Genomic DNA, 23,342 nt, shown 5'->3' with positions numbered 1-23,342 from the left:
AAGCAGACCCCGGGGAGGCCATCGGCGATGCGCACGCGCACGGCGCTGATCGGGGCCACCGCGGTGGCGGTGGTCGTCGCGGCCGTCGTCCTCGGCACCCGCGTGGCGGGCGTCTGGGGCGGCTCGGAGTCCACGACCTTCGAGCGGGCCGTGCGGATGGCGCCGGCCGAGAGCCAGCGCTACGCCTGGACCGACTGGGCAGGCGCGCGCCGCGAGCTCGGCGCGCGGGTCGACGCCGACTCCACGCCCCGTGAGGTCGGAGCGTTCCTCGACGACGCCTTCACCGCCGACCTCTCCTCCAGCTCCGGCCTCATCGACTCCACCCCGATGCTCCAGGAGAAGTTCGGCTGGTCGCCGGCCTCGATCGACTGGGAGCTGCTGGCGCAGTCGACCTCGGGCGCCGTCGAGATCGTCGGGCTGCCCGCCGATCTCGACATCGACGAGCTCGCCGACCAGGTGCGCGCGCTGGGCTACACGCCGCCGTCCTCGCCCGACGGCGTCTGGGAGGGCGGCGAGGAGCGGCTCGCCGCCGCCGCCCAGGGCACCGACAGCGACGGCACCGCGGCACCCACCCTGGAGAACATCGCCTTCCTGCGCGATCGGCACCTGCTGCTGGTCAGCGACAGCGCCGACTACCTGCGCACGGTGCTGAAGGGCCTCGACGACACCGCGGCGACGCCCGTCGACGATGCCGCGGCCGGGCTCGTCGACGCCGCCGGCGCCGACCCGCTCGCCGCCGTCGTGTACTCGGGCGACTACACCTGCCGCACGCTGGCGATGGCGCAGGCCGACGAGCAGAGCCAGCGTCAGGCCGACCAGCTCATCGCCGCCGCCGGCACGGTGACGCCGGTGACGTCCTTCGCGATGGGGCTCGAGGCCGACCGCTCAGTGCGGGTCGTCATGGGCTTCGAGCGCGACGACCAGGCGCGCGAGAACGCCGACAGCCGTGCCGCCCTCGCCTCGGGCCCGGCCCCGGGCCAGGGCGGCGACTTCGCCGACCGGTTCACCCTGGGACCGGTCGAGGCGACCGGGAAGCTCGTGACGATGGTGCTGCGCCCGCAACCGGACACCTTCGTGCTCTCCGACCTCTCGACCGGTCCGGTGCTGTTCGCGACCTGTTGAGCGGTGGGACCGGCGGCCCCTTGTTCGTCCGCTATGCGCCAGGCACTTCTCAGGGGAAACTGTCGCTTCTCAGGGGAAACTTTCCCTGAGAAGCGAGGGAGTCACCGGTGCACCGGTGATTCCGACAGCCCCTCCGGCGCCGCGAGCGGCCGGAACCCGCGCAACCGCAGGCTGTTCGCGACGACGAACACCGAGGAGAGCGCCATCGCCCCGCCCGCGATCATCGGGCTGAGCAGACCCGCCGCCGCCAGCGGCAGGGCGGCCACGTTGTAGCCGAACGCCCAGACCAGGTTCGAGCGGATCGTGGCCAGCGTGCGGCGCGAGAGCCGCAGCGCATCGACGACGGGCAGCAGGTCGCCGCGCACGACGGTGAGGTCGGCCGCCTCGAGCGCGACGTCGGCACCGGTGCCCAACGCGATGCCGAGGTCGGCGCCGGCCAGCGCGGCAGCGTCGTTGACGCCGTCGCCGACCATCGCGACGGTGCGCCCCGACTCCTGGAGGTCGCGGATCGCGGCGAGCTTGCCCTCCGGCAGCACCCCGGCGATCACCCGGTCGATGCCCACCGCGGCTGCGACGGTCTCCGCCGCCCGGGCGTGGTCGCCGGTGAGGAGCACCGGCTCGAGACCGAGCTCGCGCAGCCGCCGGACGGCGAGCGCGGAGGTCGCGCGGACGGCGTCCCCCACCTCGAGGACGCCGCGCGCGACGCCGTCCCAGGCCACGACGACGGGCACGGCCGCCCGCTGCTCGACCTCGGCGGCCAGGCGGGCGACGTCCTCGGGCAGCGAGCCGAGGCGCTCGGCGACGAACGCGGCCCGGCCGGCCAGGATCGCGACGCCGTCCAGCACCCCCTCGACCCCGCGTCCCGGACTGTTCGCGAACTCGCGCAGCGCGCTGCCGGCCCGGGCGCCGGCGGCCGCGGCCACCGCCCGCCCGATCGGGTGCTCGCTGGCGGCCTCGAGCGCGCCCGCCCGCTCGAGCAGGTCGGTCGGGCCGACGCCGGCCGCGGGGTGGATGCCGCGCACCTCCATGACACCGGTGGTGAGGGTGCCGGTCTTGTCGAGCACGACGGTGTCGATGCGACGGGCCGATTCGAGGGCCTGCGGTCCGCGGATGAGCAGACCGAGTTGGGCGCCGCGGCCGGTGCCGACCATGAGCGCCGTCGGCGTGGCCAGGCCGAGAGCGCATGGGCAGGCGACCACGAGGACCGCCACGGCCGCGCTCATCGCGAACCCGGCGCCCGCGCCGGCCACCAGCCAGCCCAGGAACGTCAGCGCGGCGAGCCCGACGACCACCGGCACGAAGACGCCCGACACCCGGTCGGCGAGCTGCTGCACCGCGGCCTTGCGGGTCTGGGCCTCCTCGACCAGGCGGGCCATCCGGGCCAGCTGGGTGTCGGCGCCGACCCGCGTCGCACGGACGACGAGCCGGCCGCCGGCGTTGACGCACGCGCCGACGACGGCGTCCCCCGGGGCGACCTCGACCGGCACGGACTCGCCGGTGAGCATCGAGGCGTCGACGGCGGAGGTGCCGCGCACGACGATGCCGTCGGTCGGGATGCGTTCGCCGGGGCGCACGAGCAGGTGGTCGCCGACCGCGACGCGGTCGGCCGCGACGACCGCGGTGGCCTCGGCGTCCGGACCGTCGGGCAGCAGGGTGACCTCGCGGACGCCGAGGTCGAGCAGCGCCCGCAGAGCACTGCCGGCCCGGCGGCGCGCGAGGCGTTCGAGGAGGCGCCCGGCGAGGAGGAAGGTGGTGACGCCGGTGGCGGCCTCCAGGTAGATGTCGCCCAGCCCGTCGTCGCGCTGGAGCCGCAGCGAGAAGCCGTGGGTCATGCCGATCATCCCGGCGTCGCCCACGGTCAGGGCGACGAGGGACCAGCCGTAGGCGGCCAGGACGCCGAGGGAGACCAGGGTGTCCATCGTCGCCGCGCCGTGGCGCAGGTTGATCGCGGCGGCGCGGTGGAACGGCCAGGCCGCCCAGGCGACGACCGGGGTCGCGAGCACCAGCGACACCCACTGCCAGCCGTCGTACTGCCAGGCGGGCACCATCGCCGCGGCGATGACGGGCACGCTCAGCACCGCGGCGATAACCAGCCGGCGGCGCAGGGCGGCGAGCTCGGCGCCGTGGTCGGCGTCGGCGGCCGCGTCCCGATCGGCGGCCTGCGGGAGCGCTGCGCCGTACCCGGCGTCGGCCACGGTGCGCAGCAGGACGTCGTCGGCGACCGGGGCCTCGAGCACGACATGCGCCTTCTCGGTGGCGTAGTTGACCGTGGCCCGGACGCCGTCGAGTTTGTTCAGCTTGCGTTCGATGCGGTTCGCGCAGGAGGCGCAGGTCATGCCGGTGATCGCGAGGTCGACCTCGCGGAGGGGGGCAGGTAGTGCTCCGGTCTCGGTGCTCATCGCTCAGACGAGGCTGTAGCCGGCCTCGGCGACCGCGGCGGCGACGTCGTCGCGGCTGATCGGAGCCTCGCTGGTGACGACGACCGCACCGCTGGCGTGGTCGACCTCGACGGAGGTGACGCCCGGGATCTCCTCGATCTCCTCGCGCACCGAGGCGGCGCAGTGGCCGCAGGTCATGCCCTCGACGGTCCAGGTGGTGTCCATGGGATCTCCTTCGATCGTTCGTTCTCGGCGTCGGTCGGTGGTCGGTGCCGGGCGGTCAGGAGCGCACGAGGCGGGAGATCGCGGCGACGGCCTCGGCGACCTTCGCCTCCCCCTCGGCCTCGCCCGCACGGGCGGCGTCGACGACGCAGTGGTGGAGGTGGTCTTCGACGAGCGCCAGCGAGACGGCCTGGAGCGCCTTGGTGACCGCGGCGACCTGGGTGAGGATGTCGATGCAGTAGGTGTCGTCCTCGACCATCCGCTGCAGCCCGCGGGTCTGGCCCTCGATACGGCGCAGCCGCTTGAGGTAGTCGTCCTTGCGGCGCATGTAGCCGTGGCCGGCATGGCCGGCATGGCCGGCATGGCCGGCATGGTCGTGCCCGCCCGGCTCGTGGCTCTCGTCGGTCACGGACCCGGGCTGCGGGTCGGCGGGGTGGACGGCGTCCGTCTCGGCGCTCATGCCTCCAGGGTACCCCCCTGGGGTACCTGTTCAAGGACTGGGGCGCGCGCCGGCGTCCGCCATCCGGGCGGACTCCTCAGGGGAAACTGTCACTTCTCAGGGGAAACATCGCCTGAGAAGTGCGGGAGTCACCGGTGCACCGGTGATTCCGACAGCCGGCGGCCGCGGATCGCGTCCACACACCGGACACCCGGCGCGGACGCGGCAGCGGCGTCAGTCCTCGTCGGCCTCGAGGGTGATGAGGCCGAGGATCTCGTCGATCTGGGCCTGCGAGAGGTGCTCGTCGACCTCGCTGGCCGCGATGATCAGATTGGTGGTCAGCTCGACCTCGCCCAACAGGTCGGCGTCCTCGAGTGACACGTCGAACTGGTCCTGCACTGCGCCTCCCGTCATGCTCGTGATGTCCATTGCGACGAGCGTGCCCGAGCCGCACCGCCGCGAAACGGGCACCGGGTAAATCTGGTCATTTCGGGTGGTGTCGGCCTGGCCCGGCATGACCACCGGTGGATCGCACCACCTGGGGCGCCCCCGACGCCGTCCTAAACGGCGACGACCCCGCTCCGCAGGTGCGGAACGGGGTCGTCGGGGCGGGTCGGGCCGGGTGCGGACCGGCCGACGTCGCCGGGTCAGAGGGGGCGGACGTTCTCCGCCTGCGGACCCTTGGGGCCCTGGGTCACGTCGAACTCGACGGCCTGGTTCTCCTCCAGCGTCTTGTACCCCTGGGTCTGGATCGCGGAGAAGTGCACGAAGACGTCGTCGCCGCCACCCTCCTGCGCGATGAAGCCGAAGCCCTTCTCGGCGTTGAACCACTTCACGGTGCCCTGAGCCATGCTGCTCGAATCTCCTTCGTCGGGGCGGGATCTCCGCCCTCATGCGTGTCACCCGGTCGCCCGGGTGCCGATCACAGTACCGGCGGCGAGGACCCCTGCCACCGCCCGGAGACGGGTTTTCGGGTCATCGCCATGAAGGTTCTGCAACGCGGGTGTGACAGGCGGACCAACAGGTCCGGGCGACCCTCGCCGCAGGCCTCAGGACGACGGCGCGAGGGCGCGATCGAGCAGTTCGGCGGCGAGCGCGAAGCAGGACGTCGCGGCGGGCGACGGCGCGTTGCGCACGTAGGTGACGGGCCCGGTGCGCGAGAGCACGAAGTCGTCGACGAGGGTGCCGTCGCGACCGACCGCCTGGGCGCGCACGCCCGCGGTGGCCACGCCGTCGTCCAGGTCGTCGACGGTGAGGCCGGGCACGTAGCGGGCGGCGGCCTCGACGAAGGCGCGGCGGCTGGCTGCGAGGTGGAGCTCGGTCAGCCCCGTGCGCCAGAAGCGTCGCGCCACGCTCCAGGTGCCCGGCCAGGCGGCGGTCTCCCAGGCGTCGCGACCTCGCCAGGTGCGCAGGGAGTAGGAGTCGCGGGCGGGCACCAGCATGGCGGTGGGGCCGAGCAGCACGCGGCCGTCGACGTGCTTGGTGACGTGCACGCCGAGGAAGGGCAGGTCGGGGTCGGGCACCGGGTAGACCATGCCGCGCACCACGGGCTCGGCGTCCGGATCGTGCCGCAGCGCGAGGTAGGCGCCGCGGAACGGCACGATGCGCGGGTCGGCGGGCGCACCGGCCGCCCGGGCGAGGCGGTCGGACCACAGCCCGGCGCAGACGACGACCGTGCGGGCCCGCACGACCTCGCCGGCCGCGCGCACCTCGGCGACGTCCCCCCACGTACGGATGCCGTGCACCTCGGTGCCGAGCAGCACCCGGACGCCGTCGCGGCGCAGCTCGGCGAGCACCGTTCGCGCGACCGCGGGGTAGTCGACGATGCCGGTGTTCGGGGCATGCAGCGCGGCGACGCCGGTGGCGCGCGGTTCGATCTCGCGCAGTGCGGCGAGGCCGTCGAGGCGCCGCAGCCCCGGGACGCCGTTGGCGTGGCCACGGCGTTCGAGCTCCTCGAAGCGGCCCATCTCGGAGTCGTCGAGGGCGACGATGAGCTTGCCGCACCGCTCGTGCGCGATGCCGTGCTCCTCGCAGTACTCGTACATCAGCCGCGCGCCCTCGACGCACAGCCGCGCCTTCAGCGAGCCGGGCTGGTAGTAGATGCCGCCGTGCACGACGCCGGAGTTGTGGCCGCTCTGGTGCGCAGCGACGTCAGCCTCCTTCTCGATCACGACGACCTCGGCGCCGGGGTGGCGCCGGAGGTACTCGCGTGCCACCGCGAGGCCGACGAGGCCGGCCCCGACGACGACGAGATCGGCGGGTGCGGACATGCCCCGAACCTACCGGGGCCGCCGGGCCCTCCCGGCCCGCGTCACGGCAGCCGGACGCCGGCCAGCTGGTGCCCCTGGGCGACCAGGACGCCGCGGGAATCCCACACCGTGCAGGTCTCGTCGACGCGGTCACCGTGCACGAGGTGGGCGCGGTGGAGCACCTGGAGCGGGCCGGGTGCCGGGAGCGCCCGCACGTAGGCCGACATCTGGAGGGTGGGCACCCAGCCGGTGATCGCGATGTCGAGGGTGGCGGGCGGGAAGGAGTCGACGGCGAAGAGCAGCGCGTAGGGGTCGACCACCTCGTCGGGTCCGAGGTCGAGCCAGCCGCGGATCTCACCCCTCCCCCGCGGCACACCGGCCAGGAAGGCGGCGCTCTCGGGCTCGATGGCGACCGCGACCTCGTCGAAGAGGCGCACGTCGATGAAGCCCTCGGGGATGCGCAGCGGGACGGCGTCCTGAAGCCGCGCGGTGCTGCGCTCGGGGACGGCGTCGTCCCATCGCACGGGGACGTCGTCGCCGGGCAGCGGCGCCAGCGTGAGCAGCGCCTCGACGCACGGGCGGCCCTCCTGCTCGAGTCGGGCGCGGACGACCGCGGTGCCGCGACCTTCGCGCAGGAGCTCGGCCACCACGACCGCGGGGCCGGGGTCGGGCGAGGCCAGGAAGGCGGCGCTGGCGGCGACGGGGTGGGCGTGGCTGGTCGTCTCGCTGGCCGCGCGTCCGAGCAGGGCGAGCAGGTAGCCGCCGTTGGGGTGGCCGCCGATGGTCCAGCCCGGGTGGAGGTCGACGGCGAAGCGGCCCTCGCCCAGCGGCTGCACGGCGCTGACCGCGCCGAACCCGCTCATGCGACCACCTCGGCCAGCGGCAGGTCGACCGGGCGGCGGGCGGGGGTGAGCAGCGGGGCGGAGAGCGCGGCCAGCACCATGACGCCGGCCAACGACCACCACACGCGCTGGAAGGAGTCGAGCACCTCGGCGGGAGCGGGGGTGCCGAGCACGACCACGACGAGGGTGACGCCGAAGGCGGTGCCGAGCTGGCGGGTCATCGTGACGACGGCGCTGCCGGTGGCGGCCCGGGTGGGCGGCAGGTCGGCGGTGGCCGAGGAGAGGATGTTCGGCAGCGCGAGACCGACGCCGGCGCCGCCGATGAGCCAGCCCGGCAGGAGGTCGGTGACGTAGGCGGGCTCGACGCCGACGGTGCTCGCGGTGAGCAGGGTGCCGGCCGCGAAGAGCACGCAGCCCAGCGCGACGACCCAGCCGACCGGCACGCGGGCGAGGAACCGGTGGGCCAGCGCGGCACAGAACGGCACCATCAGCGGTCCGGGCGCCACCGCGAGACCGGTGCGGATCGGCGAGTAGCCCCACACGGTCTGCAGCCACAGCACGGTGACGAGCAGGGCCGCCGCGAACGGGACGGCGAAGAGCAGCGAGGTCAGATTGGCCCAGCGGAAGGCCCGCACCCGCAGCAGATCGGGCGAGATGACCGGCTCGGCGTGGCGGCGGGAGGAGACGAGGAAGCCGAGCGTGGCCAGGGCGCTGACGACGAACGCGCCCAGCACGCGGCCCGACGTCCAGCCCCACGCGTCGCCCTCGACGAGCGCGAGGGTGAGGGCGCCGACGGCCAGCGCGAGGGCGCTCGCGCCGAGCAGGTCGGGCAGGCGGGTGGCGGCGTCGTCCCGGCTGGGCTCGACGACGACCGCGGCGACGGCCAGGGCGGCCAGGCCGATGGGCAGGTTGACCAGGAAGACCCACTGCCACGAGGCCTCGACCAGCACGCCGCCGACGGCGGGGCCGAAGGCGGCGGCCACCGCGCCGGTGGCGGCCCAGATGCGGATCCAGGTGGCGCGGCGCTCGGGCGGCGCCGCGGCGACGACCAGACCGAGGCTGGCCGGGGTGAGGATCGCGGCGCCGACGGCCTGGACGGCGCGGGCGGCGACCAGCGTCCACACGTCGCCGGCCGCCGCGCAGGCGACGCTGGCGAGGGTGAAGAGGGCCAGACCGGCGAGGAAGGCGCCCTTGCGGCCGTACCGGTCGGCCAGGCGACCGGCGGGGACGAGCAGGGCGGCGTAGAGGATCGCGTAGGCGTTGAGCACCCAGGAGAGGTCGGTGATCGAGGCACCGAGGTCGGCGCCGATCTGCTCGAAGGCGACGTTGACGATGAAGAGGTCGAGGCTCGCGACGAACGCGGCCGCCGAGAGCACGGCGAGGACGGCGGGGCGTCCGGTCACCGCCCGGCTCTGACTTTGGTCTGGCATAGTCAGGACCGTAGGGGTCTGGCTATGCTTCACGCAAGTGAGGGGGACGTATGACGCAGGACACATCGGACGCTGAGGTCGCTGAGGTCGCTGAGGTCGCTGAGGTCGCTGAGGTCGCCGAGGTCGCCGAGGTCGCCGAGGTCGCCGAGGTCGCCGAGGTTGCCGAGGTCGCCGGGGCCGCCGGGGTCGCCGGGACCGCCGGGGATCACCCCGCCGGTGATGCCGTCACCCTCGTCGGGCCGCTCGCCGACCGCGAGGTCTTCCGGCCCGGCGATCGCTGCCCCATCGCACGCAGCCTCGAGGTCGTCGGCACCCGCTCGGCGATGCTGATCATCCGCGAGGCCCTCTACGGCACCACCCGCTTCGACGACTTCGCCGACCGCGTCGGCATCACCCCCGCGGTGGCCTCGGCACGGCTCAAGGAGCTCACCGCCGCCGGCGTCCTCGCACGGACGCCGTACCGCGAGCCCGGGCAGCGCACCCGCTACGAGTACCGGCTCACCGCGAGCGGCCTCGACCTCGCCCCCGTCGTCCTCGGCCTCTTCCAGTGGGGCGGGCGCCATCTCACCCGCAGCGGACGACCGCCGCTCGACCTCACCCACGCCGACTGCGGCGCGGAGATCCGCATCGAGGTGCGGTGCGCCGAGGGACACGAGGTCGAGTTGGCCGACGTCCGGGTCGCGGTGCCCCGCCGCACGGACGCCGCCGAGCGCTCCTAGGATGACCGCGGGCCCTTAGCTCAGTCGGTAGAGCACCGGACTTTTAATCCGAGGGTCGTCGGTTCGAGCCCGACAGGGCCTACGCGGGGTTACGGGAACTGCCCACCCCTCCTGAGGGGATCCCAGTCCCCCTAACTCCGCGTTACAGCAGCGGCCGCCCTCACGAGAAGGACGGCGGCCGCTTCTCCAGGAACGCGGTCACGCCCTCGCGTCCGTCGGGCGAACCGGCGTTGGCGCGGATCGCGAGCGACTCGGCCCGCAGCCGGCCCTCGGGGGACTCCTCGGCGGCGGCGCGCAGGAGGCGCTTGGTGGCCGCGAACGAGCCGGCGGCGCCAGCGAGCAGGGTGGCGACGACGTCGTCGACGGCGCCGGCGAGCTCCGCAGCCGGGACGACGCGCGCGACCAGGCCGGCGGCGGCCGCCTCCTCGGCGGTGAGGACGTCGTTGAGCAGCGCGAGCCGCAGGGTGCGGTGCAGGCCGAGGGTGTGCACGAGCAGCGAGGTGCCGCCGTCGACCGAGAGCCCGATCTTGGTGTAGCCGAGGGTGAACTTCGCGGTGTCGGCGGCGAGGACGATGTCGGCGGCCGCGGCCAGCGGGAAGCCCGCGCCGGCGGCCATGCCCTGCACGGCGGAGACGACGACGGCGTCGCTGCGCAGTAGTTCGCTGACGCACCGGTGCAGTGCCTCGGCGAGGTCGTCGATGTAGACGGCCATGTCGTCAGCGCCGCCGAAGGAGGCGAGGTCGCCGCCGACGCTGAAGAACCGGCCCTCGGCGGCCAGCACGATGACCCGCGCACCGTCGGTGTCGGCACGACGCAGCGCGGTGAACAGCTCGGCGACCGACGCAGTGTTGATGGCGTTGCCGCGGTCGCCGTCCGCGAGGGTGATGCGGGCGCAGCCGTCGGCGAAGGAGTAGTCGATGCTCACGCGACCGACCCTAGGCATCCGGCGCCGAGGCCGGGACGGCGTCCGGTGGGTGGCCGAAACATGGGCGTGGCAGGCTGACGCTGTGGCGATCGGGGAGCAGAGCACGACGACCCCGTTGCTGGCACCGCGCTACCGCGCGACCACCCTCGGCGGCACCGCGCTGATCTTCCTCTACGCCTTCGAGACGATGGCCGTGACCACCGTGATGGCCACGGTGACCCGCGAGCTCGACGGCCGCGCCTGGTACTCCGTCGCGTTCTCCCTGACCCTGGCCTCGAGCGTCGTCGGCACCGTGGCCGGCGGCCTGCTGGCCGACCGTCGCGGCGCGGCGCTGCCGCTGCTGCTGGCGGTCGGGGTGTTCGCGAGCGGCCTGCTGATGGCGGGTCTCGCGCCGACCATCGAGGTGTTCGTGCTCGCCCGGTTCCTCCAGGGCATGGGCGGCGGCGCGGTGACGGTGGCGATCTATGTGCTCGTCGGCGAGGTGTTCGACGGCGTCGACCAACCGCGCCTGTTCGGCCTCTTCTCGGCCGCCTGGATCGTGCCGTCGATGGTGGGTCCGCTGCTCGCCGGCGTCGTGGCCGACACGGTCGGCTGGCGGTGGGTGTTCCTCGGGGTCCTGGTCGTGGCCGGGGGTGCGACCGCCCTGATCCTCCCGGCGCTGCGCACCTCTGCGCAGGTCGACCGCGCCCGCGATCCCGACGGACGACGACGCCTCGTGCTCGCCGTCCTCGTCGCCGCCGCCGTGGTGAGCGTCGACCTGGCCGGGCGCAGCGAATCGATCCCCGGACACGTGCTCGCCGGGCTCGGCGTCATCGCCACCCTGGCCGCCCTGCGACCGCTGCTGCCCCCCGGCGCGTTGCGGGTCGCGCGCGGGCTGCCGGCGATCATCGCCATGCGCGGCACGTTGAGCGCCGGCTACCTGGCCGCCGAGATCTACGTGCCCTACCTGCTCCAGGCGTGCTACGACCTGCCGCCCTGGCAGGCCGGACTCGCGCTGACCGGCAGCGCGCTGACCTGGGCCGGCGCGGCGCAGGTACAGGGCCGACTCGGCGAACGGCTCAGCCACGCCCAGGCCTTCGGCGCCGGAGCGGCACTGCTCACCCTCGGCATCGCGGGACAGTTCCTCAACGCCGCCCTGCACCCGAACGGCGTCCTGGTGGCGATCTGCTGGATGTGCGCGGGCGCCGGCATGGGCCTGGCCTTCCCGCGCACCACCGTCGCCGTGCTCGGCGCCTCGGCCGAGGAGGAGCGCGGCCGCAACAGCGCCGCCCTCACCATGTGCGACACCGTCGCGGGCGCGACCTCGATCGCGATCACCGGCATCCTCTTCGCCGCCGCCGACGGGCCTGCCGCCACCGGGTTCGCGACGGTGTTCGCGTTCTGCGCGGTGTGCGCCGGCGCCGGGGTCGTGGTGGGGCGGCGGACGGCCGGGTAGGGCGCGGGCAGCGCGTCGGAATCACCGGTGCACCGGTGACTCCTGCGCTTCTCAGGGAAAACTTCACCCGATAAGTGACAGTTTCCCCTGAGAAGTGGCTCCGATAATCGGACGTTGGGCTCAGGCCGGCGAGACCGCGACCGCGACCTCAGCGCTCCCGCTCGAGCAGGAAGTAGTAGTGCCGTCCGCCGACGAGCACGCCCTTGCCGTTCATGATCCCGAGCAGGGTGTCGTCGTCGACGGCCTTGAAGTGGTCGAAGACCGGCTGGCCGTCGTAGACCATCGTGGCGGTGGTCTCGCCGCGGAACTCCACCGACCACAGGCTCGCGAGCCCCTTGCCGAGCTCGGCGTTGGAGAACAGCTCCCCGGCCTCGTCGCGGCAGATCAGCGGGTGCGCCTCCTCGACGGAGTCGAACCGCTTGCCGTGCCAGCGCGAGCCGACGAGCAGGCTGCTGACGGGGTGGCCGGTGGCGAAGTCCGAGCCGCGCCAGCTGCCGAGGATCTCCTCGGGCCGCACCGTGCGGCACTGCGACCACACGAGGTCGAGGTCGTCGGGGTCGACGGCGTCCTGCCCCTGCAGGACGGCGACGCGGCCGCGCAGCTCGCTCCACTCACCCATCGGCTCAGCGCCCCTTCCAGACCGGCGGACGCTTCTCGGCGAAGGCCCGCGCACCCTCCGAGGCGTCCTCGGAGACGAAGACCGGGGCGACGATGCGCGACTGCTGCTCCCAGCCCTCGGCGGTGGTCCAGTCGGAGGCGCCGACGGCGATCTCCTTGCTGATGCGCACGGCGAGCGGACCGTTCGCGGCGATGGTGGCGGCGAGCGCGAGGGCGCCGTCCAGCGCACCGCCCGCGGGCGTGAGCCGGTTGACCAGGCCGAGCTCGGCGGCCCGGGCGGCGCTGATGGGGTCGCCGGTGAGCAGCAGTTCCATGGCGATGGCGCGCGGCAGACGCCGCGGCAGCTCGAGGGCGGCACCGCCGCCGGCCACCAGCGCCCGCTTCACCTCGGGGACGCCGAAGCGCGCCTCCTCCGAGGCCACGACGAGGTCGCAGGCGAGCAGCAGCTCGAACCCGCCTGCGACGGCCCAGCCCTCGACCGCGGCGATGAGCGGCTTGCGCGGCGGTGCCTGCGCGATGCCGGCGAAGCCGCGGCCCTCGACGAGCGGCACGTCGCCGGTGAGGAACGCCTTGAGGTCCATGCCGGAGGAGAAGGTGCCGCCGGCGCCGGTGAGCACCGCGACCCGCAGCTCGTCGTTGGCGTCGAGCTCGTCGACGGCGGCGGCGATGCCGCGGGCGACCGCGCCGTTGAGCGCGTTCTTCGCCTCGGGGCGGTTGATGGTGATGATCTGGACGCCGTCGCGCACTTCGACGAGGACGGCGGGCTGCTCGGTCATGCGGGCCTCTCGGGGCTCGGGGACGTCGGGGAGAGATGGCCGTCACATCGTGGCGGCCTCAGCCCAGGAGTGCCAGCCCCTCGGCCAGGAACGGTCCGACGGATTCGCCCGCGGTGTCGAAGCCCTCGCCGTGGCTGGCGCCCGCGCGGTGGCGGTGGTCGATGCCGGCGGCGATGACCGCGATCTTGAAGTAGCCCAGGGCGAGGTGGAACTCCCAGGAGTCCAGCGGCACCCCGCCGTGCCGCTCGTAGCCGGCGGCGAGAGCGTCGACGTCGGGCATGAGGTCGCTGGCCCACGCCGAGGAGCCGCCGAGGGTGAGGTCGAAGACGGGGTGGCGGTAGACGCACATCATCGCGACGTCGGCCACGGGGTCGCCGATGGTGGAGAGCTCCCAGTCGACGATGGCGGCGACCTCGGCGGTGCCGGCCTCGGCGTCCAGCCGCAGCAGGGTGTTGTCGATGCGGTAGTCGCCGTGGACGACGCCGGTGCTGCGCTGTTCCAGCGTCGGCAGCCGGTCGGCCAGACCGGCGGCGAGACGCTGCGCGTCGGCGCGGACGGCGTCGGGGAACGCCTCGCCGACGATCTCCCACTGGCCGGCCCAGCGCTTGGTCTGGCGGGCGGCATAGCCGTCGGGTCGGCCGAACCGCTCGAGGCCGGCGGCGACGTGGTCGACGCGGTGGAGGGCGGCGAGCGCACCGAACAGGGCCTCCAGCGACGCGGCGCGCAGCTCGGGGCCGAGCGCCTCGAACTGCGCGCGCGACTGCACGGTCGCGCCCTCGACGAAGCCCGCGATCGCGAACGGGACGCCGATGAGCTCCTCGTCGTCGTGGGCGAGCACGGCCTGCGGCACGGGGACGCCGGCGGTCGCCAGCCCCTTCGTGACGCGGTACTCCCGGGCGACGTCGTGGGCGGACGGCGTGCGGCCGACCCGCGGCGGGGTGCGCATGACCCAGGCGGCGTCGGCGTCGTCCCACAGCTTGTAGGTGAGGTTGGAGCGTCCGGCGGTGAGCAGCTTCGCGTGCAGCTCGCCGGTGGTCGGGACGCCGGCGGTGGCCATGACCCCGGCGACGGCGGCCAGCTCCGCCGCGGTGAGGTCGGCCATCAGGCGCCGGCCCCGTCGGCTCCGGCGGCGAACTCCGACGTGATCGCCTTGACCGCGCGCTTGGCGATCGACCAGCGGTGCACCTCCGAGGGGCCGTCGTAGATGCGGAAGGGCCGCACCTCGCGGGCGATGCGGGCCACCGGCAGCTCGGTGGAGACGCCGAGGCCGCCGCACATCTGCTGGGCGCGGTCGGCGACGCGGTGGAGCGCCTCGGCCGCGAAGGTCTTGGCGATCGAGGTCTCCTTGGCGGCGCGGCCGCCGTCGTCGAGCACCCGGCAGGCCTCGAGCAGCAGGGCGCGGGTGGCGGCGAGGTCGATCTCGTTGTCGGCGATGAGCTGCTGCATGAGGCCGAGGTCGGCCAGGCGGGAGCCGAAGGCCTCGCGGTGGGCGACGTGGTTGACCGCGATCTCGTGGGCGCGGCGCACGGCGCCGGTCCAGCGCATCACGTGGGTCATGCGGGCCGGCCCGAGGCGCACCTGGGCGTAGCGGAAGCCCTCGTCGACGCCGCCGAGGACGTCGTCGTCGGGCACGAAGGCGCCGGTGAAGGCGACCTCGCAGTGCCCGCCCAACATCGCTTTGTCGACAGTTCCGACGTGGCGCACGACCTCGATGCCCTCGGTGTCGGCGGGCATGAGGAACATCGTGGCGCCGCCGGCCGAGCCGGGCTCGCCGGAGGTGCGGGCCATGGTGATGAAGAAGCCCGCGCCGTCGGCGCCGGTGATGAACCACTTGCGACCGTCGATGACCCAGCCGCCGTCGACCTTGGTGGCACGGGTGGTGAGCATCGAGGGATCGGCGCCGGCGCCCGGGGCGGGCTCGGTCATCGCGAAGGCCGAGCGCACCTCGCCGGTGGCCAGCGGGCGCAGGTACTTCTCCTTCTGCGCGGCGCTGGCGATGTGGTCGAGCATGTGGATGTTGCCCTCGTCGGGCGCCGCGATGTGGGTGGCGAGCGGGCCGAACAGGCCGTAGCCGGCCTCCTCGAAGACCGCCGCGCGGTCGACCATGTTCAGGCCGTGGCCGCCGTACTCGACGGGCGCGTGCGGGGCCAGGATGCCGGCGTCCCGGGCGAGCTTCTGGAGCTGGAGACGGACGTCCTCACCACCGGCCGCCTCGATGTCGCCGTCGGCGGCGTCCTCGATCGGCAGCACGTGCTCGCGCACGAACGCGCGGGTGCGGGCGACCAGCGACGCCAGCTCCTCGGGGGTGGTGGTTCGACTCACGACTGCCTCGCTCTCCTCGCGACCGAGCGATCGCTCGGTCGGCCTGAGGCGGATGCTAGCCCGTGGCGCCGGAGTCCGCCAGCGCCCGGGCCATCGCCAGCTCGCGGACGACGAGCTCGTCGGCGCTCTGCGGACCGTCCTCGCGGTACCACGAGGCCATGCCCACGCACAGCGAGGAGATCGCCCGCGCGACGTCGGCGGGGTAGGGCGTGGCGAACACCCCGGCCGCCACCCCCTCCTCCAGCAGCACTCGCAGCATCGCCTGCTGCTCATCGCGCAGCGCGATGTGCGCGGCACGCTCGTCGGGATCGAGGCTGCGCATCTCCGAGGAGCCCACGAACGCCTGGCCGCGGCGGGCCATGTGGAAGCGCAGCATCGACTCCACGACCGCCTCGAACCGCGCCACCGGGTCGTCGCCGGCCGAGGCGAGCGCGGCCCGGCTGCGGCCCAGCAGCTCGTCCATCGTGGCCGACATGAGCGCCGCCAGGATCTCCTGCTTGGAGCGGTAGTGGTGGTAGACGCCGGGCACCGACAGGCCGCTGGCCGCGGCGATGTCGCGGATCGAGGTGCCGTGGTAGCCGTGCTCGACGAACGCCTCGAGCGCGGCCGCGAGGATGCGCGGGAGGTCGGGCTCGCCGTAGGTGCGCCAGTCGTCCCAGGCGGCGGTGTCGCCGGCCTCGGGGGTGTCGGCGTCGGGGGCGTCCACGGTCATGGGCGGACTCTAGTCGTCCGCGCCCGCAGGAGCGTCCGACGAGGGCGCGATGGCCGCGCAGGCCTGCCGCACGAGGTCGTCGACCGGCAGGGCGAGGTCGAGGACGACGCCCCGCTCGTCGGCCTCGAGGGGCTCGAGCGTCGCGAGCTGGGAGTCGAGCAGCGCGGGCGGGAGGAAGTGGCCGCGGCGGGCGGCCAGGCGCCGGCGCAGCAGGTCGGGGTCGGTCGTGTGCAGGTGCACGATCACGAGGTCCGGGACGACGGCGCGCAGGCGGTCGCGGTAGCGGCGGCGCAGGGCCGAGCAGGCGACGACACCTCCCCCGCTGCGTCCGGCGAGCCAGGCGCCGACGGCGTCCAGCCAGGGCCAACGGTCGTCGTCGCGCAGCGGCAGCCCGGCGCGCATGCGGGCGAGGTTCGCCGGCGGATGCAGGTCGTCGCCGTCGAGATAGGGCAGGCCGAGCCGGTCGGCGAGCGCCGCGCCGACGGTCGACTTGCCGGAGCCGGCGACACCCATGACGACCACCGACGCGGGACCACCGGGCTGGGACACCCCACCATCATCGCCCTGAGAGGATGCGAGGCATGCCGAGCCTGCGCCACGAACTCCTCGCCTACGCCGTCCCTCGCGTGCGCCGCTCGCGCGAGCTCGACGACGCCGAGCGGGAGCGCGGGCGCCTGGAGCGCTGGCACTCCGGGCTCGACCGGTCGCTGCCGACGCGGCTCGTGCGCCACCTCCACCAGCGCTACGAGGTCGAGGTCGACCGCACCGGCGACTTCCCGACGCACGTGCTGACCCCGCGCACGCACGATGTCGAGGCCACCGTCGTGTGGATGCACGGCGGCGGTTTCGTCGCCCCGATCGACGCCTTCCACGTGCGGTACGCCGACCGGCTCGCCCAGCAGCTGCGCGCCCGCGTCGTCCTGCCCGACTACCCGCTGGCTCCCGAGCACACCTGGGCCGACTCCCATGACGCGTTGGTCGAGATCACCGCCCGGTGGACGGCGTCCGGCCCCACCCTGCTCGGCGGCGACTCCGCCGGCGGCGGCATCGCGGTGGCCGTGGCCCAGAGCCTGCGCGACCGCGGGCACGAGCAGGCCACCGGGATGCTGCTGCTCGCTCCGTGGGTCGATCTGACCACCTCGACGCCGTCGACGGCGTGGTTCAACGCCCGCGACCCCTGGCTGCACCTGGGCAAGCTGAAGGCCTACGCCGAGTGGTGGGCCGGCTCGCCCGAGGACCTCGCGCGGCCGGAGGTCTCCCCCGCCCTCGCCGACCTCGCCGGTCTGCCGCCGGCGCTGATGTTCTGCGGCACCCGCGACCTCCTGCTGCCCGGCTGCCGCCTGCTCGCCGGCCGGGCGGCCGAGGCCGGTTGGCCGCTGCGATACGTCGAGGAGCCCGGCCTCATCCACGTCTACCCGCTGCTGCCGGCGATCCCCGAGGCGGCGCGGGCCTGGCGCACGACCGAGGGGTTCCTGGGCCGGTCGTTCGGCTGACGGCGGCTCGCCCGGAGCCCGGCGCTCAGTCCAGGCCCGGCCAGAACGGCGAGCTCGTCACCAACGGCAGCGCGCGGCTCATCATGAACGGCTCGTTCTGCCGGTAGAGCCACGGGCGGCCGAACCACACGTAGGCGTCGACCACCCGCCGCGCCTGGCGTGCGACGTCGTCCGGCAGGCCCCAGCGGGCGGCGCCGACGTCGGCGGTCGGCGGGATGCCGAGGCTGATGCAGGTGCGGGAGTCGGACGGCGTCCGGCACACCTGGGCGTTGAGCGGGTCCGGCCCGCGGTAGTCGCCGAAGTCGAAGGGGTGGCCGTTGCCGGAGGTGTTGACGACCGCGCGCTTGCCCGGCACGCCACGACGGGCGAGCTCGGCGGCGATCGCCGCGGCCCGGCGCACCTGGTCGGCGGTCGAGGCGTAGTGGGTGCCGTTGAGCGCGAAGCCGCGGGCGTCGGCCACACCGCCGGCGATCAGCAGGTCGGCGGCGCGCTCGACGCCGCCCTGGCCGGGCGCGGGCCAATCGGAGGCGCCGGCCTCGAGGTAGACGCTGGTGCGCGGCAGGGCGCCGAGGCGGCGCGTCGTCCAGGCGAGGAGGTCGGAGAGCACCGAGGAGCCGCCCGGCGCGCACTGGGCGAAGGGCCCGTCGGGCTGGAGCACGATCGCGGCCGGGGTGTCGCCGACGGCGTCGGCGAAGATGCCGATCCAGCGGCGGTAGGCGCGCTGCTCGGCGGCGGTCGGCAGCCGGCGGCAGGCGTCCTGCTCCCACGGCACCATGCGGAAGAGCGTGAACTGCACGAGCCGGTCGGGGTCGCCCTGCTGGGTGCCGGCGATGTAGTCCGCCACCTTGCGGGCCAGGACGCCGTCAGGCATCCAGTGCCCGAACCACTTCGCCTTCGGCTGGTCGATCAGGTACTGCAGGATCGCGCGGCGTCGTCCGCTCGCGTGCTGGTAAGGCAGCCAGGTGAAGTCGAGCGGACCGGCGTAGGTACCCCAGCGGTAGGTCGTGAAGGGGTTGCCGCCGGCGCGCGCGGCAGACTCCGCCGGCGCCGAGCGCGAGGGCGCGGTCGTCCCCGCCGCGAGGGCGAGGGCCAGCACGAGGGCCAGCACGAGGGCGGCGAGCCGCCGGGATCCGAGAGCCACGGGACGTCCTTCCGTCGTCCCCTGGCAACGGCCGCGCGCGGCCGGACCTGAGCGGTCGGCCGGGGATCAGCCGGGGATCAGCCGGGGATCGCCCAGTACTCCACGGCGTCGCCGCTCGCGTCGCGGCCGACCTGGCCGCGCGCGACCAGCAGGTCGAGGTGCGCCTTGGTCTCCATGGCGGCCATGCCCTGGGCGAAGGGGTCGAGCTCGTCGAAGGGGGTCTCGTGGCGGGTCCACCCGAGCTGGACGGCGACGTCCTGGCTGGTGAGCCGGTGCCCCTGGGCGCCGAGGGCGGCGAGGCTCTGCTCCAGGCGGCTCTCGTGGTGGGTCAGCAGTTCGTCGACGCGGGCATGGGACGACGGCGCGACCGGACCGTGGGCGGGCAGGATGCGCAGGTCGGGCAGGTCGCGCACGCGGGCCAGCGAGGCCAGGAAGTCGCCGAGGGGCTGCTCGACGGGCGGCACCGTGAACCCGATGGACGGCGTGATGGTGGGCAGCACGTGGTCGCCGGAGAACAGCAGCCCGGCGTCCTGCTCGGCGAAGACGTAGTGGCCCGGCGTGTGGCCCGGGGTGTGCACGGCGTCGAGGGTGCGGGCGCCGACCGCGATGCGCTGGTCGCCCGCGAGCCAGGTGTCGGGGTAGGCCCACAGCATCGGGTCGGGCGGCTCGCGGTCGTCGTCCATGCGCGACCACATCTCGGCGAGGTCGTAGGCGCCGGCCGAGATGAGCACGCGCGCGAAGGGGTTCTCGGTGAGGTCGTCGACGTGGTTGAGCAGGTGCAGCCCGGGCTCCTCATCGCGGCCCAGCGCGACGTCGACGCCGAGCTCGGTGCCGAGCACCCGCGCCATCGTGTAGTGGTCGCGGTGGATGTGGGTGACCAGGAAGCGGCGGATGTCGCCGAAGCCGGCACCGATGTCGCGCAGGCAGCGGTCGAGCAGCTCGCGGGCCTGCGGGATCGCCCAGCCGCCATCGACGAGGGTGAGGCCCTCGTCGGTCTCGATGACGTAGACGTTGATGGCCTTCAGGCCGTCCATCGGCAACGGCAGTGGGATGCGGTGGATGCCCGGCTCGACCTCCCACGCGCCCTCCTCGCTCCAGTGCCGCCCCGAGTCGGGCGAGACCGCGACCGAGGTGGGGGTGGTGCGGAAGGACTGCTGGTTGTCCGGGATCACGCTGGCGACCCTACGAGGGGGCGCCTGCGGGCTGGACGTCGGGCAGCGCCAGGTCGAGGTTGGGCTGCTGGATGCCGCCGTCGATCTCGAGCAGCTTGCCGGTGACGTACTGCCCGGCCCGACTGGCGAGGTAGAGGACGCCGGCGGCGATGTCCTCGGCCTCCCCGACCCGACCCAGCGGGGTCTTGGTCTCCATCTGGTCCATCATCTCCGGGACGCCGGCGACGAACTCCAGCGCGGAGGTCATCACCGAGCCGACGTAGATGCCGTTGACGCGGATGCGGGGGGCGAGATCCTCGGCGGCGAGCCGGGTCCAGTGCGCGAGCGCGGCCTTCGCCGTGCCGTAGGCGAGGTAGCCGCGACCGGCCGCGCGGCCCATCATCGAGGAGATCCCGACGATCGATTTCGAGCCCTCCGGCGCCGCGGCCAGCATGAGCGGGACGGCGGCGCGACTGAGCGCGTGGGCGGTGGAGACGTTGAAGTGGAACGCCTCCTCGAGGTAGGCGACGTCGGTGTCGAGGAACGTGTTCGGGATCGTGCCGCCGACGTTGTTGACCACCGTGTCGAGGCGACCGAAGGCGTCGAAGGCGGCCTGCGCGAGACCGGCCACGGCGTCGGTGTCGGCGAGGTCGGCGGGGACGACGAGCGCGCGGCGTCCGGTGGCCTCGATGGCTTCGGCGACCTTGAGCAGCTGCTTCTCGGTGCGGCTGGAGATGAGCACGTCGGCGCCGGCCTGGGCCAGGGCGACGGCGGTGGCGGCGCCGATGCCACGTCCGGCGCCGGTCACGACAGCGACGTGGTCGGTGAGGGTGAACCGGTCGAGGATGCTCATGCGCGGCTCCCCGTCACGAGGCCGCGGCCGGTGACCAGCGGCAGGTCGATGGCGGTGACCAGACCGGGCTTGGCGGCGACGACAGCGGGCAGGGCGTTCACCAGGCGCTGGGCGGTGGTGATCATGCCGCTGACGTTGTGGTCGCCGAACTCGCCGTGGTGGGTGAAGTCGACCTGCATCATCGGCTCGCCGGTGATCTTGACGCGGTAGCAGCCGTCGGTGCCGGCGGGCGGCTTCTCCCAGTCGGGGTGGGCCTCGGCGTCGGTGCGGGTGATGTGCTCGAGGACGACGCGCGGGACGCCGTCCACGGTGCCGATGAGCTGGAAGCGGACCGCGCCCATGGTGCCGGCGGCGACGTCGCCCGACACGCTGGGGGTGTCGCGCTCGGCGGGGCGCCGCTCGACGTCCTCGATGAGCGGCTCGTCGAGGGTGACGCCGAGGCCGGCGGCGATCTGGCGCACGACGCTGCCCCACGCCATGGTGAGGATGCCGGGCTGCCAGAGCATGCCGACGAAGTCCATCGGCTTGCCGAAGCCGAACAGGTCGCCCATGACGACCGGCTGGTAGTAGGTGGAGTAGTCGCAGATCTCCATGACGCGCACCTCGTCGATGCGCTGGGAGAGGCTGGTCATCACCAGCGGCAGGATGTCGTTGGCGAAGCCGGGATCGATGCCGTTGACGTGCAGCGAGGCGTTGCCGCGGCGGCCGGCGTCCTCGATGCGCTCGAGCATCTCCGGCGGGAGGATCTTCTCGGGCCACTGGAGCAGCACCGGGCCGGAGCTGACGACGTCGACGCCGCTCTCGATCATCCAGATGAGGTCCTCGATGGCCTCGAACGGACGGTCGTCGGTCATCGCGGTGTGGATGATCGCGTCGGGGCGCAGGGCGATCAGCTCGTCGCGGTCGGTGGTGGCCGCGATGCCGAGCTCGCGGCCCAGCTCGGCCAGCACGCCGGCGTCCTTGCCGTGCTTGTCGGGGTTGGAGACCCACACGCCGACCAGTTCGAGATCGGGGTGGGCGTCGACGCCGGCGATGGCGTGCCGACCGATGGTTCCGGTGGACCAGACGACGACGCGCAGGGGCTTCTGGGGGACGACCTGGGACATGGCGACAACCTAGAACACGTTCTAGAAATGCGCCAGGGTGCGGGCGCCCGGGGCTTGTAACGCGGGGTTACCCACCTCTAGGCACCCCTTGTAAGGGTCGGGTAGTGGTGGGTAACCCCGCGTTACAAGCGAGCGGGTCAGCGCACGGCCAGATCCGGCCCGGCGATCACCGGGCAGTGGGTGCCGCGGTCGGAGTAGATGGTGGGCATGCAGCGGTTGCAGTGCACGCACACCCCGGACGTCGCGCGGCCGGCGGCGAGCTTGTTGACCAGGTCGGGCTCGCGCAGCACCGCGCGGCCCATCGCCACGAAGTCGAAGCCGAGCTCCATCGCCCGCTCCATCGTCTCGGTGGTGGTGATGCCGCCGAGCAGCATGAGCGGCATCGACACCGCGGCCCGCACCTGCTGGGCCTTCTCCAGGAAGTAGGCCTCCTCGTAGGGATAGACCTTGAGGAACGAGCGGCCGACCGGGGTCTTCATGCCGGTGCGCACCAGCCACGGCATCGAGGCCGCGAACTCCTTGACCGGCGCCTCGCCGCGGAAGAGGTACATCGGGTTCATCAGCGACGAGCCGCCGCTGAGCTGGAGGGCGTCGAGCGTGCCGTCGGACTCCAGCATCTGGGCGAACTCCACCGCCTCGGCCGTGGTCACCCCGCCCTTGAAGCCGTCGGAGAGCGAGACCTTCGCGGTGACGGCGACGGCGTCCCCCACCTCCTCGCGGACGGCGCGGGCGACCTGGCGCGCGAGCTTCGCGCGGTTCTCCAGCGGCCCGCCCCAACCGTCCTTGCGGCGGTTGAGGCCCGGCGCCAGGAAGGAGGAGATGAGGTAGCTGTGCGCCATGTGCAGCTCGAGGACGTCGAACCCGGCGCGCACGAGCACCCGCGCGCCGTCGACGTAGGCGCGGGTGACGCGGGCGAGGTCGGCCTCGGTGGCCGAGCGGATCATCTGCATCGACAGCGGACTCGGCATCCGCGAGGCCGCGATCGCCTTGACGCCGTTGGAGCGGCCGTTGGCGACAGGTCCGGCGTGGCCGACCTGGCCGGCGATCCGGGCGCCGGTCTCATGGATCGCCTCGGCCATGCGGGCCAGGCCGGGCAGGGTGTCCTCGCCGAGCACGATCACCTCGCGGTGGGTGCGGCCCTCGGGTGCGACGGCGAGGTAAGCCACCGTCGTGATGCCGATGCCGCCGCGCGCCACGGCGAGGTGGTAGTCGATGAGCTGCTGGGTCACCTGCCCCTCGGGCGTGGCGCCCTCGAAGGTCGCGGCCTTGACGGTGCGGTTGCGCACGGGCACCGGGCCGAGGTGCGCAGGGGCGAAGACATCCGGGACGGCGCGGGCGGAGTCGGCGTCGGGAGCGGTCACGCTCCGCAGGGTAGACCGAAACGAGAACCTGTTCTAGCCGTCCGCGCG

General features: G+C 73.9%; 24 protein-coding genes and 1 tRNA gene. 5 read left to right on the top strand and 20 right to left on the bottom strand.

Translation table 11 applies throughout. The features are described 5' to 3' along the window. Positions 1 to 27 precede the first annotated feature (27 nt). Positions 28 to 1,122, top strand: a complete 1,095-nt coding sequence (locus ABD671_RS21735; protein WP_344735614.1) for a hypothetical protein — start codon at positions 28 to 30, stop codon at positions 1,120 to 1,122. Between the two features lie 101 nt (positions 1,123 to 1,223). Here the strand turns inward: ABD671_RS21735 and ABD671_RS21730 are convergent, their stop codons facing one another. The 8 genes from ABD671_RS21730 to ABD671_RS21695 form a co-directional block, all read right to left on the bottom strand. Continuing rightward, positions 1,224 to 3,521 (bottom strand): heavy metal translocating P-type ATPase, encoded by a 2,298-nt coding sequence (locus tag ABD671_RS21730; protein ID WP_344735613.1) that lies wholly within the window; start codon positions 3,519 to 3,521, stop codon positions 1,224 to 1,226. Positions 3,522 to 3,524: 3 nt separating this feature from the next. Next, the gene (locus ABD671_RS21725; RefSeq protein WP_344735612.1) at positions 3,525 to 3,725 is read right to left on the bottom strand and encodes a heavy-metal-associated domain-containing protein; all 201 of its coding nucleotides are present in this window, start codon (positions 3,723 to 3,725) and stop codon (positions 3,525 to 3,527) included. Between the two features lie 55 nt (positions 3,726 to 3,780). Further along, positions 3,781 to 4,182, bottom strand: a complete 402-nt coding sequence (locus ABD671_RS21720; RefSeq protein WP_425574946.1) for a metal-sensitive transcriptional regulator — start codon at positions 4,180 to 4,182, stop codon at positions 3,781 to 3,783. Between the two features lie 213 nt (positions 4,183 to 4,395). Further along, positions 4,396 to 4,590 carry a hypothetical protein gene (locus ABD671_RS21715; protein ID WP_344735610.1) on the bottom strand — a complete coding sequence of 65 codons (195 nt, stop codon included), beginning with the start codon at positions 4,588 to 4,590 and terminating at the stop codon, positions 4,396 to 4,398. 218 nt (positions 4,591 to 4,808) lie between these two features. Next, positions 4,809 to 5,012, bottom strand: coding sequence for a cold-shock protein (locus ABD671_RS21710; RefSeq protein WP_344735609.1), 204 nt, complete (start codon positions 5,010 to 5,012; stop codon positions 4,809 to 4,811). Between the two features lie 198 nt (positions 5,013 to 5,210). Then, positions 5,211 to 6,431, bottom strand: coding sequence for an L-2-hydroxyglutarate oxidase (lhgO, locus tag ABD671_RS21705; protein ID WP_344735608.1), 1,221 nt, complete (start codon positions 6,429 to 6,431; stop codon positions 5,211 to 5,213). Between the two features lie 41 nt (positions 6,432 to 6,472). Next, on the bottom strand, positions 6,473 to 7,273 hold the full coding sequence (locus ABD671_RS21700; RefSeq protein ID WP_344735607.1) for a thioesterase family protein: 801 nt from the start codon (positions 7,271 to 7,273) through the stop codon (positions 6,473 to 6,475). After that, positions 7,270 to 8,655, bottom strand: coding sequence for an MFS transporter (locus tag ABD671_RS21695; protein ID WP_344735606.1), 1,386 nt, complete (start codon positions 8,653 to 8,655; stop codon positions 7,270 to 7,272). The genes ABD671_RS21700 and ABD671_RS21695 overlap by 4 nt, the downstream gene beginning before the upstream one ends. A gap of 77 nt (positions 8,656 to 8,732) precedes the next feature. Between ABD671_RS21695 and ABD671_RS21690 the strand changes: the two genes are divergently transcribed. Both ABD671_RS21690 and ABD671_RS21685 read left to right on the top strand, forming a co-directional pair. Continuing rightward, positions 8,733 to 9,401, top strand: a complete 669-nt coding sequence (locus ABD671_RS21690; RefSeq protein WP_344735604.1) for a winged helix-turn-helix transcriptional regulator — start codon at positions 8,733 to 8,735, stop codon at positions 9,399 to 9,401. Between the two features lie 9 nt (positions 9,402 to 9,410). Next, positions 9,411 to 9,483: transfer RNA gene (locus ABD671_RS21685), tRNA-Lys, on the top strand. A 78-nt stretch (positions 9,484 to 9,561) separates the two neighbouring features. Here the strand turns inward: ABD671_RS21685 and ABD671_RS21680 are convergent. Beyond that, positions 9,562 to 10,326: an enoyl-CoA hydratase/isomerase family protein gene (locus ABD671_RS21680; protein ID WP_344735603.1), complete on the bottom strand. Its 765-nt coding sequence runs from the start codon at positions 10,324 to 10,326 to the stop codon at positions 9,562 to 9,564. A gap of 82 nt (positions 10,327 to 10,408) precedes the next feature. On the opposite strand from ABD671_RS21680, the gene ABD671_RS21675 reads away from it, so the two are divergent. Continuing rightward, positions 10,409 to 11,761: an MFS transporter gene (locus ABD671_RS21675; RefSeq protein ID WP_344735602.1), complete on the top strand. Its 1,353-nt coding sequence runs from the start codon at positions 10,409 to 10,411 to the stop codon at positions 11,759 to 11,761. Positions 11,762 to 11,909: 148 nt separating this feature from the next. Here the strand turns inward: ABD671_RS21675 and ABD671_RS21670 are convergent, their stop codons facing one another. Genes ABD671_RS21670 through ABD671_RS21645 form a run of 6 tightly spaced genes read right to left on the bottom strand, consistent with a single transcriptional unit; the run spans position 11,910 to position 16,738 of the window. Then, positions 11,910 to 12,380 (bottom strand): DUF4334 domain-containing protein, encoded by a 471-nt coding sequence (locus ABD671_RS21670; protein ID WP_344735601.1) that lies wholly within the window; start codon positions 12,378 to 12,380, stop codon positions 11,910 to 11,912. Between the two features lie 4 nt (positions 12,381 to 12,384). Further along, on the bottom strand, positions 12,385 to 13,155 hold the full coding sequence (locus ABD671_RS21665) for a crotonase/enoyl-CoA hydratase family protein (protein WP_344735600.1): 771 nt from the start codon (positions 13,153 to 13,155) through the stop codon (positions 12,385 to 12,387). 58 nt (positions 13,156 to 13,213) lie between these two features. Then, positions 13,214 to 14,257 carry a phosphotransferase family protein gene (locus ABD671_RS21660; RefSeq protein ID WP_344735599.1) on the bottom strand — a complete coding sequence of 348 codons (1,044 nt, stop codon included), beginning with the start codon at positions 14,255 to 14,257 and terminating at the stop codon, positions 13,214 to 13,216. Further along, positions 14,257 to 15,477 (bottom strand): acyl-CoA dehydrogenase family protein, encoded by a 1,221-nt coding sequence (locus ABD671_RS21655; RefSeq protein ID WP_344735598.1) that lies wholly within the window; start codon positions 15,475 to 15,477, stop codon positions 14,257 to 14,259. The genes ABD671_RS21660 and ABD671_RS21655 overlap by 1 nt, the downstream gene beginning before the upstream one ends. 55 nt (positions 15,478 to 15,532) lie before the next feature. Further along, positions 15,533 to 16,189 (bottom strand): TetR/AcrR family transcriptional regulator, encoded by a 657-nt coding sequence (locus ABD671_RS21650; RefSeq protein WP_344735597.1) that lies wholly within the window; start codon positions 16,187 to 16,189, stop codon positions 15,533 to 15,535. 9 nt (positions 16,190 to 16,198) lie between these two features. Further along, positions 16,199 to 16,738: a gluconokinase gene (locus ABD671_RS21645; RefSeq protein WP_344735596.1), complete on the bottom strand. Its 540-nt coding sequence runs from the start codon at positions 16,736 to 16,738 to the stop codon at positions 16,199 to 16,201. Positions 16,739 to 16,770: 32 nt separating this feature from the next. On the opposite strand from ABD671_RS21645, the gene ABD671_RS21640 reads away from it, so the two are divergent. Beyond that, on the top strand, positions 16,771 to 17,682 hold the full coding sequence (locus tag ABD671_RS21640; RefSeq protein ID WP_344735595.1) for an alpha/beta hydrolase fold domain-containing protein: 912 nt from the start codon (positions 16,771 to 16,773) through the stop codon (positions 17,680 to 17,682). 25 nt (positions 17,683 to 17,707) lie between these two features. Here ABD671_RS21640 and ABD671_RS21635 read toward each other — a convergent pair whose 3' ends face one another. From ABD671_RS21635 to ABD671_RS21615, 5 genes are all read right to left on the bottom strand, one after another. Further along, positions 17,708 to 18,823: a glycoside hydrolase family 6 protein gene (locus tag ABD671_RS21635; RefSeq protein ID WP_344735594.1), complete on the bottom strand. Its 1,116-nt coding sequence runs from the start codon at positions 18,821 to 18,823 to the stop codon at positions 17,708 to 17,710. Positions 18,824 to 18,900: 77 nt separating this feature from the next. Beyond that, the gene (locus ABD671_RS21630) at positions 18,901 to 19,995 is read right to left on the bottom strand and encodes an MBL fold metallo-hydrolase (RefSeq protein ID WP_344735593.1); all 1,095 of its coding nucleotides are present in this window, start codon (positions 19,993 to 19,995) and stop codon (positions 18,901 to 18,903) included. Between the two features lie 10 nt (positions 19,996 to 20,005). Beyond that, on the bottom strand, positions 20,006 to 20,827 hold the full coding sequence (locus ABD671_RS21625; RefSeq protein ID WP_344735592.1) for an SDR family oxidoreductase: 822 nt from the start codon (positions 20,825 to 20,827) through the stop codon (positions 20,006 to 20,008). Then, positions 20,824 to 21,933 carry an NAD(P)H-dependent amine dehydrogenase family protein gene (locus ABD671_RS21620; RefSeq protein WP_344735590.1) on the bottom strand — a complete coding sequence of 370 codons (1,110 nt, stop codon included), beginning with the start codon at positions 21,931 to 21,933 and terminating at the stop codon, positions 20,824 to 20,826. The genes ABD671_RS21625 and ABD671_RS21620 overlap by 4 nt, the downstream gene beginning before the upstream one ends. A gap of 137 nt (positions 21,934 to 22,070) precedes the next feature. Continuing rightward, positions 22,071 to 23,294, bottom strand: coding sequence for an NADH:flavin oxidoreductase (locus tag ABD671_RS21615; RefSeq protein WP_344735589.1), 1,224 nt, complete (start codon positions 23,292 to 23,294; stop codon positions 22,071 to 22,073). Positions 23,295 to 23,342: the final 48 nt, after the last annotated feature.

The organism is Nocardioides fonticola (genome assembly GCF_039536805.1).
Lineage (GTDB): Bacteria > Actinomycetota > Actinomycetes > Propionibacteriales > Nocardioidaceae > Nocardioides > Nocardioides fonticola.
Note: the sequence above shows the minus strand (reverse complement) of the source record. Positions and strands in the feature narration are given on the sequence as shown.